Origin of the sequence: Janibacter alkaliphilus (genome assembly GCF_013408565.1) — a bacterium.
Taxonomy (GTDB): domain Bacteria; phylum Actinomycetota; class Actinomycetes; order Actinomycetales; family Dermatophilaceae; genus Janibacter; species Janibacter alkaliphilus.
Map to the genome: position 1 here is coordinate 40722 of NZ_JACBZX010000001.1, position 14531 is coordinate 55252.

13 protein-coding genes are annotated in these 14531 nt (G+C 72.0%); 1 reads left to right on the plus strand and 12 read right to left on the minus strand.

Annotated features, from left to right (window positions below):
• The 7 genes from BJY28_RS00210 to BJY28_RS00240 form a co-directional block, all read right to left on the minus strand.
• The gene (locus tag BJY28_RS00210; RefSeq protein WP_179461224.1) at nt 1–1098 is read right to left on the minus strand and encodes a branched-chain amino acid aminotransferase; all 1098 of its coding nucleotides are present in this window, start codon (nt 1096–1098) and stop codon (nt 1–3) included.
• 162 nt (nt 1099–1260) lie between these two features.
• The gene (locus tag BJY28_RS00215; RefSeq protein ID WP_179461225.1) at nt 1261–2304 is read right to left on the minus strand and encodes a 3-isopropylmalate dehydrogenase; all 1044 of its coding nucleotides are present in this window, start codon (nt 2302–2304) and stop codon (nt 1261–1263) included.
• Nucleotides 2305–2384: 80 nt separating this feature from the next.
• The gene (locus tag BJY28_RS00220) at nt 2385–3740 is read right to left on the minus strand and encodes a TIGR00366 family protein (RefSeq protein WP_179461226.1); all 1356 of its coding nucleotides are present in this window, start codon (nt 3738–3740) and stop codon (nt 2385–2387) included.
• Nucleotides 3741–3824: 84 nt separating this feature from the next.
• Nucleotides 3825–5417, minus strand: coding sequence for a class I adenylate-forming enzyme family protein (locus tag BJY28_RS00225; RefSeq protein WP_179461227.1), 1593 nt, complete (start codon nt 5415–5417; stop codon nt 3825–3827).
• A gap of 150 nt (nt 5418–5567) precedes the next feature.
• Nucleotides 5568–7409: a dihydroxy-acid dehydratase gene (gene ilvD / locus BJY28_RS00230; RefSeq protein WP_179461228.1), complete on the minus strand. Its 1842-nt coding sequence runs from the start codon at nt 7407–7409 to the stop codon at nt 5568–5570.
• 90 nt (nt 7410–7499) lie between these two features.
• A complete protein-coding gene (locus tag BJY28_RS00235) occupies nt 7500–7718 on the minus strand; it encodes a hypothetical protein (RefSeq protein WP_179461229.1) in 219 nt (72 codons plus the stop codon).
• A 244-nt stretch (nt 7719–7962) separates the two neighbouring features.
• Nucleotides 7963–8424, minus strand: a complete 462-nt coding sequence (locus tag BJY28_RS00240; protein WP_179461230.1) for a VTT domain-containing protein — start codon at nt 8422–8424, stop codon at nt 7963–7965.
• Nucleotides 8425–8541: 117 nt separating this feature from the next.
• Here BJY28_RS00240 and BJY28_RS00245 point away from each other — a divergent pair, with 117 nt between their 5' ends.
• Nucleotides 8542–9321, plus strand: a complete 780-nt coding sequence (locus tag BJY28_RS00245) for an SDR family oxidoreductase (protein ID WP_179461231.1) — start codon at nt 8542–8544, stop codon at nt 9319–9321.
• Between the two features lie 218 nt (nt 9322–9539).
• Here the strand turns inward: BJY28_RS00245 and ilvC are convergent, their stop codons facing one another.
• From ilvC to BJY28_RS00270, 5 genes are all read right to left on the minus strand, one after another.
• Complete coding sequence (gene ilvC / locus BJY28_RS00250) at nt 9540–10565, minus strand: ketol-acid reductoisomerase (protein WP_179461232.1); 1026 nt, start codon at nt 10563–10565, stop codon at nt 9540–9542.
• Between the two features lie 91 nt (nt 10566–10656).
• On the minus strand, nt 10657–11166 hold the full coding sequence (gene ilvN / locus BJY28_RS00255; RefSeq protein WP_179463836.1) for an acetolactate synthase small subunit: 510 nt from the start codon (nt 11164–11166) through the stop codon (nt 10657–10659).
• A 7-nt stretch (nt 11167–11173) separates the two neighbouring features.
• Nucleotides 11174–13087 carry an acetolactate synthase large subunit gene (locus BJY28_RS00260; protein WP_425485688.1) on the minus strand — a complete coding sequence of 638 codons (1914 nt, stop codon included), beginning with the start codon at nt 13085–13087 and terminating at the stop codon, nt 11174–11176.
• A gap of 270 nt (nt 13088–13357) precedes the next feature.
• A complete protein-coding gene (locus BJY28_RS00265) occupies nt 13358–13834 on the minus strand; it encodes a DUF4189 domain-containing protein (protein ID WP_179461234.1) in 477 nt (158 codons plus the stop codon).
• A gap of 120 nt (nt 13835–13954) precedes the next feature.
• Entirely contained in the window at nt 13955–14482 is a 528-nt protein-coding gene (locus tag BJY28_RS00270) for a SixA phosphatase family protein (RefSeq protein WP_179461235.1), read from the minus strand.
• Between the last annotated feature and the right edge of the window lie 49 nt (nt 14483–14531).

Consider the following 14531-nt stretch of genomic DNA (forward strand, 5'->3'; position numbering starts at 1 on the left):
TCAGGCCAGCCGGGTCATCCAGCCACGGGTGTCCTCGGCCCGGCCGTACTGGATGTCCAGCAGCCGCTCGCGGATCCTCTTGGTGACCTCGCCGCCGCCCTCGCCGGCGGTCGAGGGCACCGAGCCGCCCTCCCAGCGCAGCTCGCCGACCGGGGTGATGACCGCGGCCGTGCCGCAGGCGAAGACCTCGGTGATCTCGCCGGAGGCGACCCCGTCCTTCCACTCCTGCAGGGCGATCCGCCCTTCCTCGGGCTGCAGGTCGAGGTCCTTGGCGAGCTCGAGGATGGAGTCTCGGGTGACCCCTTCGAGGATGGAGCCGGTGAGCTCGGGGGTGCGCAGCCGCCCGTCCTTCATGACGAAGAAGAGGTTCATCCCGCCCAGCTCCTCGATGTAGGTCTGGGTCGCCGAGTCGAGGAAGACCGCCTGGTCGCAGCCCTGGGCGATGCCCTCGAGCTGGCCGGCGAGCGAGGAGGCGTAGTTGCCGCCGGTCTTGGCCGCGCCGGTGCCGCCCTGACCGGCGCGGGCGAAGTGCTGGCTGACCCACAGGGTGATCGGCTTCAGGCCGCCGGAGAAGTACGCACCGGCCGGGCTGGCGATGACCGAGTAGGTGACCTCGTGCGCCGGTCGGACCCCGAGGAAGGACTCCGAGGCGAACATGAAGGGTCGCAGGTAGAGGCTGGTCTCGCCGGTGCCGTAGGCAGGCACCCAGGCCTTGTCGGTGGTGACGATCTGGCGCAGCGACTCCACGAAGTCGGCCTCGGGCAGCTCCGGCAGGGCCAGCCGGGAGCAGGAGCGGGCCATCCGCGCGGCGTTCTTGTCGGGGCGGAAGGTCCACACCGAGCCGTCCTCGTGGCGGTAGGCCTTCATCCCCTCGAAGACCTCCTGCGCGTAGTGCAGGACGGCGGCGGCCGGGCTGATCTGGATCGGGCCGAAGGGGTGCACCCGCGCGTCGCCCCAGCCGGAGTCCTTGCGCCACACCACGCTGACCATGTGGTCGGTGAAGTGGTTGCCGAAGCCGGGGTCGGCGAGGATCGCCTCACGGTCGGCGGCGCTCACCGGGCTCGGGTTGCTCTCGGTGGCGAAGGTCAGCTGGGTCATCGTCGACTCCTCGGGTGCGGCGGGGGCGGGCCCGGGATCGCCGGGCACTCCGCAGGGTAGTCGCTCTCGCTGGGCCCGGTCTCAGGTGATCGCGGTGGGGTTGCGGGTGCCGGCGGGCCGTGCGTGGTGCCCGTCGGTGGAGGTGATCCAGCGAGCCGCCCCTCAGAGACGCGCGGCGATCGCGTCCCCGATCTGGCTCGTGGCGCGCGAGGCGGTGCCGCGCTCGGCGAGGTCGGCGGCCACCGCGGTCTCGACCCGCTCCGCCTGCGCGCCCAGCCCGAGGTGGGCCAGCAGCATCGAGGCGGAGAGGATCGCGGCGGTCGGGTCGGCCTTGCCCTGGCCGGCGATGTCCGGCGCCGAGCCGTGCACCGGCTCGAACATGCTGGGCGACTCGCGGGTCGGGTTGATGTTGCCGCTGGCGGCCAGGCCGATGCCTCCGGCGACCGCCGCGGCGATGTCGGTGATGATGTCGCCGAAGAGGTTGTCGGTGACGATGACGTCGAAGCGGGCCGGGTCGGTGGCCAGGAAGATCGTCGCCGCGTCGACGTGCTGGTAGGCGGTCTCCACGTCGGGGAACTCGGCGCCGACCTCTTCGACGGTGCGCCGCCACAGGTGCCCGGCGTGGGTGAGCACGTTGTGCTTGTGCACCAGGGTCAGGTGCTGGCGCGGCCGGGCCTGGGCGCGGGCGAAGGCGTCGCGGACGACCCGCTCGATGCCGAAGCGGGTGTTGACGCTGACCTCGGTGGCCACCTCGGCCGGGGTGCCGACGCGCAGCGCTCCCCCGTTGCCGGTGTAAGGCCCCTCGGTGCCCTCGCGGACGACGACGAAGTCGAGCCCCTTGCTCGTCACGTGGTCGGCCAGCGGGCTGGTCACCCCTGGGAAGAGCTTGGCCGGGCGCAGGTTGACGTAGTGGTCCAGGGCGAAGCGCAGCGGCAGCAGCACCCCGCGCTCCAGCACGCCCGAGGGCACTCCCGGGTCGCCGATCGCGCCGAGCAGGATCCCGTCGTGGCCGCGCAGCTCCGACAGCACCGAGTCCGGCAGGGTCTCCCCGGTGCGGTGCCAGCGGGTCGCGCCGAGGTCGTACTCGGTCGTGCGCACCGTGACGTCACCGCCGACGGCGTCGATGACCTTCAGGCCCTCGGCGACCACCTCGGGGCCGATGCCGTCGCCGCCGATGACTGCGATGTCGAAGCTCTGCTGCGTCATGCCGCGCAGCCTAGGTCGGCCTCCGGCATCCGCCCGGCGGGGCCCGCATCGCGGACGTCGGTGGTCGGAACCGACGCGCGTCAGCCGGCGCCGAGGATGAGCAGGGTCCCGGCGAAGACGATGCCGGAGAGGATGAGCGTCACCAGGGTGTAGCCGAGGATGTCGCGCACCTTGAGCCCGGCCACCGCGAGCATCGGGATCGCCCAGAAGGGCTGGATCATGTTCGTCCACTGGTCGCCGTAGGCGATGGCCATGATGACCACCGACTGGTCGACCCCCTGCGCCTCGGCGGCCCCGGCGAAGAGCGGCGCCATGAGCTCGAACTGGCCCCCGCCGGAGGGGACGAACATGTTGAGCAGCCCCGCGGAGAGGAAGGTGAGCAGCCCGAGGGTCCCGGCCGAGCTGATGTCGATGAACCACTGGCTGATCTTCTCCACCAGCCCGGTGGCCCCCATCATGCCGATGATCCCGGCGTAGAGCGGGTACTGCAGCAGCACCTCGCCGACCGCCCGACCGCCGCGGGCGACCAGCCCGGCGAGCTCGCGGGCGTTGCCGACGAGCAGCAGGATCAGCGCGAGGAAGGTCCAGTTGACGATGTCCAGGGTGAGGTTGAAGCCGTTGTCCATGAAGTACAGGACGAGGTAGGTGCCCAGCAGCACGCCCATGATCAGCGGCACCGCACGCAGCCGCTCGATGCGGTCGGCGGGGGTGTGCTCCTCGTGGTCCTCGGGCGTCGGGTCGGTGTCGATCGGCTCCTCGAAGACGGCCTCGGGGGCGACCGTGACCGTCTCGCCGGCCCGCGGGGCGAGCAGCATCATCGACCCGATGACGACCACCAGGGTGACGATGGTCGCGATGATGTTCCAGCTGGAGAAGGTGGTCTCGGTGATCGCCACGAGACCGCCCGGGAGGTCGGTGTAGGCGCCCCCTTCGGTGGCGGCGTTGAGCGGGCCGGAGCCGGAGTAGCCCATGTGCCAGACGACGAAGCCGCTGTAGCCGGAGGCGACGAGCAGCGGGTAGTGCAGCGGCTCTCGGCGCTCCCGGAAGACGCGCGCCACCTCGACGGCCATGACCCCGGCGACGATGAGCCCGAGCCCGAAGCTGATCAGCGAGGCCAGCCCGCCGATGAGCGCGACGAAGCCGTAGGCCTGGCGCGGGCTGCGCGGGACCGAGGCGACCCGCACGAGGAGACGGTGCACCGGGCGGGTGTTGGCCAGGGTGTAGCCGAGCAGCAGCACCAGGCTGACCTGGGTCATGAAGGCGAGCAGCCCGATGAGCCCGTCGCCCCAGCCCATGATGACCTCGCGCGGCGAGGCCGGGGTCAGCACGAGGGCCATGATCATCGTGATGATCGTCAGCAGCACGGCCAGGACCATCGGTCCGGGGATGTAGCGCTCGACGAATCGGCTGAGCGGGCGGGAGAGGGTCGACAGCACTGGCGGCCCGTCCTTCCTTCGTGATCGGGGGCCTCGGCCCTGGTGGTGGGTCTGGCCCGTGGTTCGTCTGGTCGAGGTGGTGAGTCAGGTGCGGGTAGCGCCGTCGCGCAGCGCGCGACGCTGGATCTTGCCGGTGAGGGTCTTCGGGAGCTCCTCGACGAGGTGCACCTCGCGCGGCGCCTTGTAGCGGGCCAGCCGCTCCCGGGCGAAGGCGATGAGCTCGTCGGCGTCGACGTCCGCGCCCTCGGCCAGGGTCAGGTGGGCGACCACCCGTTCGCCGGAGTAGTCGTCCGGCTCGCCGACGACCGCCGCCTCGTGCACCGCCGGGTGCCCCAGCAGCGCGTCCTCGACCTCGCGCGGCCAGACCTTGTAGCCGGAGACGTTGATCTGGTCCTTGAGCCGGTCGACGATGTGCACCCAGCCGTCGGCGTCGATGATCGCGCCGTCGCCGGTGCGCAGCCGCCCACCGGGGAAGGTCTCGGCCGTCGCCTCGGGCTTGCCCCAGTAGCCGGGGACGACGGCGGGCCCGGCGATCTCCAGCTCGCCAGGCTCCCCGGTCGGCAGCGGGCGCCCGTCCGGGTCGACGATCCGCAGCTCGACCCCGGGCAGCGCCTTGCCGATGGACAGGCTGCCGCTGGTCGCGTCCACCGGTGCCCGCTCCCCCGGCGGCACGGCGATCACCGCGGAGCTGGTCTCGGTCATCCCGTAGATGTTGTGGATGTAGACGCCGTGCCGCTGCTCGAAGCGCTCCACGGTGGCGGGCGGCACCGGTGCCCCGCCGGAGTGCAGGCAGCGCACGCTGGCGAAGGTGTCCTCGGGCAGCTCGAGGCGATCCATCCCGTTGAAGACGGTGATCGAGCCGGTGGTGCAGGTGACCGCCTCCTCCCGGATGAGCCGGGCGGCGCCGTCCGGGGTGGGTCGGCCCGGAAGGATCACCGCGGCACCGGCCAGCAGCGGGGTGGCCAGGTCGATGACGGCGCCGGTGATGTGGAAGAGCGGCGCCACCGCGAGCACCCGGTCGGCGGGGGTCAGGTGCATCACCGCGGCGCTGGTGGCGGCGACGGCGAGCAGGTTGCCGTGGGTGTTCATCGCCCCCTTCGGCGGTCCGGTGGTGCCGGAGGTGTAGGTGAGCAGGGCGACCGTGTCGTGGTCGGCCGCGACCGGCTCGGCGGAGCGTCCGTCGTGGGCGGCGAGCACGGTGGCCAGGTCGTGCTCCGGGTCCTGCTCCTCGTCCAGCTCCGGGCCGGCCTGTCCCTCGCCGACCGTCAGCAGCCAGGCGACGTCGGTGCCCTCGACGAGAGCCGCGATCTCCTCGTGGCGACTCGCCTCGACGAGCAGGCCGACGGCGCCGGAGTCGGTGACCAGGTGGCGCAGCTCGTCGCCGGCGTACATCGGGTTGAGCAGCACCGCGGCCGCCCCGCGCCGCCACAGGGCGAGCATCAGCATCACGACCTCGGGGACGTTCTGCAGCTGCACCCCGACACGGTCGCCGGGGCCGACCCCGCGGTCGGCGAGCGCGGCCGCGAGCGTCTCGGCGGCCCGCTCCAGCTCCGCCGCGGTCGTGCTCGTGCCGTCGTGGCGCAACGCGAGGCCGTCGGGGGCGTGGGCGACGACCTGCTGCCAGGCCTCGGTCAGCGACCCGCGCAGGGCGGGCATCGGCTCGGGCGGGGCGGACATCGTCGTCTCCTGGGCGGTGCGGCACCGGGCACGCGGCCGGGTCGGTGCCCCGAGACTGTCCCGCGGATGCCCCCGGGCGCAAGCGTCGCGGCCGGTGACGGACAGACCTGCTCCCGTGCCGTGACCTGCGCGGAGGCCGGTCGAGCGCGGTCAGTCGACCAGGCGCGCGGCACCCTTGTCGGCGGACTGGGCGAACTTCGCGAAGATCTTCAGCGCCGCCGAGATCGGCCGCTCCCGGGCGACCGGCTGCCACCCCTTCGCGTCCTGCTCGGCGCGGCGGGCGTCGAGCTCCTCGTCGGGCACGAGCAGCTGCACCCGCCGGTTCGGGATGTCGAACTCGATCATGTCGCCGTCGCGGACCAGCCCGATGACGCCACCGGCCGCGGCCTCCGGGGAGACGTGCCCGATGGACAGCCCGGAGCTGCCGCCGGAGAAGCGGCCGTCGGTGATCAGCGCGCACTTCGGGCCGAGACCGACGCCCTTGAGGTAGGAGGTCGGGTAGAGCATCTCCTGCATGCCCGGTCCCCCCTTCGGGCCCTCGTAGCGCACGACCACGACGTCGCCCTCCTGGATCTCCTTGGAGAGGATCATCGTCACCGCGTCCTCCTGGCTCTCGGCGACCTTGGCCGGGCCGGTGAAGTTCCACTGGTGCTCGGGCACGCCGGCGGTCTTGACGATGCAGCCGTCGGCGGCGAGGTTGCCGGTGAGCACGGCCAGGCCGCCCTCGGCGGTATAGGCGTGCTCGACCGAGCGGATGCAGCCGCCCTCGCTGTCGGTGTCCAGGCTGCTCCACCGGTTGGTCGAGCTGAAGGCCTCGGTGGTGCGCACGCCGCCGGGGGCCGCGTGGAAGAGCTCGAGCGCCTTGTCGGTGGCGGTGCCGGAGCGGATGTCCCAGTCGCCGAGCCACTCCTTGACCGAGCGGCTGTGCACCGCACGCACCGACTCGTCCAGCATGCCGCCGCGGTGCAGCTCGCCGAGGATGGCGGCGATCCCGCCGGCACGGTGCACGTCCTCCATGTAGTAGTCGCCGGAGTTCGGGGCGACCTTGACCAGGCACGGTGTGACCCGGCTGAGCGCGTCGATGTCGTGCTGGTCGAAGTCGACGCCGGCCTCCTGGGCCGCCGCCAGCAGGTGCAGGATCGTGTTTGTCGAGCCGCCCATGGCGATGTCCAGGCGCATCGCGTTGGCGAAGGCGGGCTTGCCGGCGATCGAGCGCGGCAGCACCGAGTCGTCGTCGCCGTCGTAGTAGTCGCGGCACAGGTCGACGACCAGCCGGCCGGCGTCGAGGAAGAGCTCGCGACGGGCCGAGGCGGTGGCCAGCGTGGAGCCGTTGCCCGGCAGCGAGAGGCCGAGCGCCTCGGTGAGGCAGTTCATCGAGTTCGCGGTGAACATCCCCGAGCAGGAGCCGCAGGTCGGGCAGGCCGACTGCTCGATGGTGGTGATCTCCTCGTCGGAGACGTTCTCGTCGACGGACTTGATCATCGCGTCGACGAGGTCGAGGCGGGTCTGCGCGGTGCCGTCCTCGCCGATGATCGCCTTGCCGGCCTCCATCGGGCCGCCGGAGACGAAGACGGTGGGGATGTTCAGCCGGAGCGCGGCCAGCAGCATGCCGGGCGTGATCTTGTCGCAGTTGGAGATGCAGACCAGCGCGTCGGCGCAGTGCGCCTGGACCATGTACTCGACGGCGTCGGCGATGACCTCGCGGCTGGGCAGGCTGTAGAGCATGCCGGCGTGACCCATGGCGATGCCGTCGTCGACGGCGATGGTGTTGAATTCCTTGCCGACCCCGCCGGCCTCCTCGATGGCGCCGGCGACGAGCTGGCCCATGTCCTTGAGGTGGACGTGGCCGGGGACGAACTGGGTGAAGGAGTTGGCGATCGCCACGATCGGCTTGCCGAAGTCGTTCTCCCCCATGCCGGTGGCCCGCCACAGGGCGCGGGCGCCGGCCATGTTGCGGCCGTGGGTGGTGGTCTTGGAACGCAGCTCGGGCATGTCTCTACCGTAGTTCTCGGGTCGATGAAGGGCGAACGGCCGCAGCCGCCACGAGCGGTCGTGGCGGCTGCGGCGGTGTCGTGCGCGGACTCAGGCGTCGCGGCGGTCCAGGCTCTCCTGGAGGGCGCGGCGGGCCTCGCGGGTCTCGTCGCTCATGACGTGCTCCTCACGTCGTCGTGTCAGGGCGGCGGCGACGGCGGTGCGCCCTCGTCGGTCGCGGGGCGAACGCTGCGGGCCACGGGATCGCCGCTGGCCGGGCCGTCGTCGGCTGCGCACGACGCTACGCCGGTTCGTCCACGAGGTGGACACCCCTTCCACATCCTGGACACACCTCCGCAACTGCCCGGGCAATTCACACCCCCGTCCGCAACTGCCCGGGCAATTCACACCCACCTCCGCAACTGCCCGGGCAAATTTCGCACCCCCTCCGCAACTGCCCGGGCAATTCACACCCCCGTCCGCAACTGCCCGGGCAAATTTCACCTCTCCCCCTCCGCAACTGCCCGGGCAATTCGCACCTAGCTGTCGGTGCGTTCGCGCGGGTGCGCACTCTTTACCGGGACCGCGGTCCGGCGAGGCGACGGTTGACGAGGAACACGACGAGCACGGCACCCAGCGCCGCCAGCGCCCAGCACCAGGACAGCCGGCCGAGGAAGGCGTCGATCACCGCGAAGCCGATGGTTGTGTAGATGGTCGCCCAGAGCAGGGCGCCGACGACGACGGCGGGCAGGAAGCGCGTCCAGGGCATCCGCAGCAGCCCCGCGCTGAGGTTGATCGCGGTCTGGAAGCCGACGGTGAGGAAGCCGAGGCTCACCGCCGGCGGCCCGACCCGGCGCACGAAACGTTCCGCCCGCTGCAGAGCCGGTCGCTCCAGCTGCTCGGCGGCCCGGGAGCGGTCGCCGGCGCTCCGGATGCCGCGGCCGATGGCGAAGGTGAGGGTGCCGCGCAGCAGCGCGACGAGGAAGAGGAAGCCGAACGCCAGCCAGACCGGCCAGTCGCTCGTGAGCTCGTCCACGGCGGTCACGCTACGTCACCGGGACCGCACCGACCGCGGCCGTGCCAGGAGAGCCTGCCCAGCGTCCACGCAGCGTGACCCCTTGTCCCCGCCGACGGCGCCAGGCAGGGTGGACAGATGCGCGTCGTCGTCACCGGTGGGCTCGGGGCCGTGGGCTCCCGGGTGGTCCAGCAGCTGCGCTCGCAGGATCACGATGCGGTGGTCGCCAGCCGCCGCACCGGGGTGGACGTCGCAACCGGTGAGGGGCTGGAGGCGATGCTCGAGGACGCCGAGGCGGTGGTGCACACGGCTGACTCGGCCTCGCCCCGGGCGCGGTCGCTGCGCGAGATCACCGTCGGCGGGACGCGACGGGTGGCCGAGGCGGCGGCACGCGCGCCGCGCCGCCCGCACCTGGTCACGCTGTCGATCGTCGGGTGCGCCGAGGTCCCGTACGTCTACTACCGGGCGAAGGCGGCGGCCGACGAGGCGGTGCTCGCCTCCGAGGCCTCGGCGACGGTCGTCGCGGCCACCCAGTTCCACTCGCTGGCCGCGTACTTCGCCCGCCTCGGCAGGATCGGGCCGGTGGTGCTCGGTCTGCGCGGGATGCGCATCCAGCCCGTGGAGATCGACTGGGTGGCGCAGCGCCTGGCCGAGATCGCCGTCGGCCAGGCCCCCTCTGACGCGGTCCGCGGCCCGGACCTGACCGGGCCGGCCTCCTTCGACGTGGCGACGATCTCCCGGCTGGTCGCCGAGCACCACGGTCGGCGGGCGCCGCGGCCGGTGGCGCTGCCGGCGCCGGGGCGGACGCTGGGCGGCTTCGCCGGGGGCGCGATCCTGCCCGGGCCGGACGCCGAGGTGGGCGGTCTCCCCTTCGCCGAGTGGTTGGCGGCGCAGCCGGTGCCGCTGCGCGGCCGCTGACCGCGCACGCCCTCCTCTTCCCCCTTCCCCACCCCACCGACGCCCACCTGCACCGGGCTACCACGCAGTAAGTGCTGTGATCACGACACTTACTGCGTGGTAGCCGGGTGTCGTGCTGGTGGCGCTGACGATGTCGAGAAACGCTCGATCCCCCGAGAAGCCTTCTCGGGGGATCGACGCATTATCGGGTAACCCGATAAAGGGGTGGCGGGTGGGACTCAGCGGGCGGCAGAGCCCTCGGTGTAGTCGTCGTCGGTCTGCTGCCAGGCGAAGTGGCTGCGCAGGGTCTTGCCGGTGGCCTCGATCGGGTGACCGGCCTCCTCCTGGCGCAGCTGCTGGAACTCGGTGGCCCCGTTGTCCTGGTCGTCGATGAAGCGCTTGGCGAAGGAGCCGTCCTGGATGTCGGCGAGCACGCCCTGCATCCGCTCCTTCACCCCGGCGTCGATGACCCGCGGGCCGGAGACGTAGTCGCCGTACTCGGCGGTGTCCGAGATCGACCAGCGCTGCTTGGCGATGCCACCCTCGAACATGAGGTCGACGATGAGCTTCATCTCGTGCAGCACCTCGAAGTAGGCGATCTCCGGCTGGTAGCCCGCCTCGGTGAGGGTCTCGAATCCGGCCTGGACGAGGTGGCTCATCCCGCCGCAGAGCACCGCCTGCTCACCGAAGAGGTCGGTCTCGGTCTCCTCGGTGAAGGTGGTCTTGATGACCCCGGCGCGGGTGCCGCCGATGCCCTTGGCGTAGGCCTTGGCCAGCTCCCAGGCCTGCCCGGAGGCGTCCTGCTCGACGGCGATGATGTCCGGGATGCCGCGCCCGGCGACGTACTCGCGGCGCACCGTGTGGCCCGGGGCCTTCGGCGCGATGAGGATGACGTCGACGCCGGCCGGTGGCTGGATGTAGCCGAAGCGGATGTTGAAGCCGTGCGCGAAGACGAGCGCGTCGCCCTCGGTGAGCACCGGCTCGATCTCCTCGGCGTAGAGCGAGCGCTGAGCCTGGTCCGGGGCGAGGATGACGATGACGTCGGACTCCTCGGCGGCCGCCCGCGGGGTGAGCACGGTCAGGCCCTCCTCCTCGGCCTTGGCCCGGCTGCGGCTGCCCTCCTTGAGGCCGATCCGCACGTCCACGCCGGAGTCGCGCAGGTTGAGGGCGTGCGCGTGGCCCTGGGAGCCGTAGCCGATGACGGCCACCTTGCGTCCCTGCAGCAGGCTCAGGTCGGCGTCGTCGTCGTAGTAGATCTCGGCCATGTCAGGTCGTTCTCCTTCGTCGTTCGGGGTCGGGTGCCGCGTCGGCGACGCGGCGAGGGGTGGGTCGAGGGCGGGCGGGGTCGAGGGCTGGTCAGTGCCGGGCGCGGTCGGTGATCGAGCGCGGCCCGCGGTTCACGGCGACCATCCCGGACTGGACGATCTCCTTGATCCCGTAGGGCTCGAGGATCTCCAGCATCGAGGCGATCTTGTCCGCGTTGCCGGTGGTCTCGAGGATCATCGACTCGGCGGTGGCGTCGAGCACCTTCGCCTTGAAGATCTGCGCGGTCTCCAGGATCGAGCTGCGGGTGGAGGCGTCGGCGCGGACCTTGACGAGGACGACCTCGCGGTTGACCGCGGACAGCGGGTCGAGCTCGACGACCTTGAGCACCTCGACGAGCTTGTTGAGCTGCTTGGTCACCTGCTCCAGCGGCAGCAGGTCGACGTCGACGACCACGGTCATCCGGGAGATCTCCGGGTGCTCGGTCGGCCCCACGGCGAGGCTCTCGATGTTGAAGCCGCGCCGGGAGAAGAGCGCCGAGATGCGCGCCAGGACGCCGGGCTTGTCCTCGACGAGGACGGACAAGGTGTGCCGGTTGCTCATGCTCTGCTCACTCACCGTCGTGGTCGGCGTCGGTGTCCTGGTCGAAGGCCTCAGACTCCTCGCGGTCCCACTGCGGGGCCACGTCGCGCGCGATCTGGATGTCGTCGTTGCTGATCCCGGCCGGGACCATCGGCCACACCATGGCGTCCCGCTCGACGACGAAGTCGACGACGACCGGGCGGTCGTCGATCGCCATCGCCTGCCGGATGGTGTCCTCGAGGTCCTCCGGGCGCTCGCAGCGCAGCCCGACGCAGCCGTAGGCCTCGGCGAGCTTGACGAAGTCGGGGATCCGGTTGCCCACCGAGGTGTGCAGGTCGGTGTTGGAGTAGCGCTCGTTGTAGAAGAGGCTCTGCCACTGCCGGACCATGCCGAGGCTGGAGTTGTTGATGATCGCGACCTTGATCGGGATCTCGTTGATGACGCAGGTGGCCAGCTCCTGGTTGGTCATCTGGAAGCAGCCGTCGCCGTCGATGGCCCACACCACCCGGTCCGGCTCGCCCACCTTCGCGCCCATCGCGGCAGGCACGGAGTAGCCCATCGTGCCGGCACCGCCGGAGTTCAGCCAGGCTCCGGGGCGCTCGTAGCCGATGAACTGGGCGGCCCACATCTGGTGCTGGCCGACGCCGGCGGCGTAGACCGCCTCCGGGCCGGCGATCTGACCGAGCGCCTCGAGCACGTGCTGCGGCATGAGGCCCCCGTCGGGGTCGGGGGTGTAGCCGACCGGGTAGCTCTCCCGCCAGCCGGTGGTGCGCCGGCGCCACGGCCCGTAGTCGGGCAGCTCGTCCTCGTCGCGGACGGCCGCGGTCAGCGCGGCGATGATCTCCTTGGCGTCCCCGACGATCGGCACGTCGGCGACCCGGTTCTTGGAGATCTCCGCAGGGTCGATGTCGGCGTGGATCACCTTGGCGTGCGGGGCGAAGGTGGACAGCTGCCCGGTCACCCGGTCGTCGAAGCGGGCGCCGAGGGTGATCAGCAGGTCGCTGCGCTGCAGCGCGGTGACCGCGGCGACGCTGCCGTGCATCCCGGGCATGCCCAGGTGCAGCGGGTGGCTGTCCGGGAAGGCGCCGCGGGCCATCAGGGTGGTCACCACCGGGATCCCGGTGGCGTCGGCCAGCGCGAGCAGCTCGGCGTGGGCGCGGGCGCGGACCACGCCGCCGCCGACGTAGAGGACCGGCTGGGTGCTGCCACGCAGCAGCTTCAGCGCCTCGCGGATCTGCTTGGCGTGCGGCTTGGTCACCGGGTGGTAGCCGGGCAGCTCGAACTGCGGCGGCCAGGCGAAGGTGGTGCTGGCCTGCAGCGCGTCCTTGGCGATGTCGACGAGCACCGGGCCGGGCCGGCCGGTGCCGGCGATGTGGAAGGCCTCGGCGATCACCCGCGAGATCTGCGCCGGGTCGGTGACGAGGTAGTTGTGCTTGGTGATCGGCATCGTGATGCCGCGGATGTCCGCCTCCTGGAAGGCGTCCGTGCCGATCGAGCCGGAGGCGACCTGCCCGGTGATGGCGACCATCGGCACCGAGTCCATGTAGGCGTCGGCGATCGCGGTGACGAGGTTGGTCGCGCCCGGGCCCGAGGTGGCCATGCACACCCCGACCCGGCCGGTGGCGGCGGCGTAGCCCTCGGCAGCGTGCCCGGCGCCCTGCTCGTGGCGCACCAGGATGTGCCGCAGCGCGGTGGAGTCCATGAGCGGGTCGTAGGCCGGCAGGATGGCCCCGCCGGGGATGCCGAAGACGACGTCGGCGCCGACGTGCTCGAGCGCCAGCACGAGGCTGCGGGCCCCGGTGACGTCCTCGATCCTCGTCGTCTGCTCGGCCCGCTCCTGGCTCGCGGCCGGCCGCGGCGCACGCTGCGCCAGGCTGGCCGGGCTGGGAGCGCTGGTCGTCCCGCTGCTGCTCACCGTCTCGCCCTTCGTCGTCGCTGACACCCGTCTGCTCTCCTCATCCTCTCCCGGCATGAAAAAACCCCTCAGCCCGGGTCTGCCGGGTGAAGGGTGCGCGCCGCCCTCGGCCGTCGCCGGTCAGGCAGCGCGCCGGGGAAGTACGAGGTTCCGGGTCATGCGGCGAACTCTGCTCCGCCGCCCCGCCGGTGTCAATCCCTGAGACAGCGACTTCCGCGATGTGGACGGTGCGGCCGCGGCACGGTCCGGGAGGTGGTTCCCGGGCCGTGCCGCGGCCGAGCGGTCAGCCGCCGACGATCAGTAGTAGCGGGTGGTGCACAGGTAGGCGCGGGTGCGCACGTTGCTCATCCCGTACTTGCCGGCGCGCTTGCGGGCCAGCGAGATCGTCGAGTCCTTGTACCGGCCGTAGGCGGTGGCGTAGCGCACCGGGCGACCCTTGCTGTCGTACTTGATGGCCAGCGAGGCGCACCCGTTGCGCACCGACACGACGGTGCGGCACTGCCACGCCTTCGAGTAGCGCTGGCAGCGGTTCATCCCGCCGCGCTGGGCCCAGTACATGCTCGAGGCGTCGTTGGAGTACCCGACGGCCAGGGTGAGCGGGTTGAAGGCGATCGACCCGTAGTAGCTACGACGGTCGGCGCGGTCCTGCGCCGCCGGGGCGGTCTGGGTGGTCTCGGCGGTCGGCGCCGCCTGGGCGGGCGCGGCCATCGCGCCGCCGACGCCGGTGGCCATGGCGGCCGCCAGGATCGCGGCGCGGGTGCGGGTGAGCTTCATCGGGTGTCCCCTTCGTCCGTGGTGGTGTGGCAGGACGAAGCATCTACCCCCGAGGGGCAGGAGGGGAAGGGGGAGAACTCCCCTCCGCTCCCGCAGCGCCCGCCCCGCTGCCGGCGACGCTCAGCCGGCCGGGTGGCGAACCTGCTCGAGCACCGCGCTGCCGTAGGCGAGGTCGGACCAGTGCCCGCGGTAGCTGAGCACGGCCGCGGTCCCCGCGGCGAAGCCCCGGGTGAGCGCGTCGTGCGCCTCGTCGTCGCCCTCGCCGTCGGCGAGCATGCTCACCGCTGCCGGGACGCCCGGGGCGTGCCCGACGACGAGCACGACGCTGGCGTCCGGGGTGGCCTCCCGGGCGACGGCGAGCACGTCGTCGCTGTCGCCGTTGTAGAGCCGGTGCTCGATCTGGACCTCGGCCTCCGGGCAGCCGGCCGCGCCGACCTCCTCCATCGTCTCCCGGGTGCGCTGCGCCGGGGAGCAGAGCACCTCGTCGCAGCCGTAGCCGTGCTCGCGCAGCCAGCGCCCGAGCTCCTGGGCGTCGGCGCGGCCCTGCTCCGAGAGCGGCCGGGAGTGATCGTCCCCGGACGGGCCGGAGCCCAGCGCCGAGGCGTGACGTACCAGTACCAGGATGCGGTCCTCCGACGACGTCGTCATGACGACATGATCCTCCCGCAGCGGCCTCAGCGCCACCGCCGCACGGTCT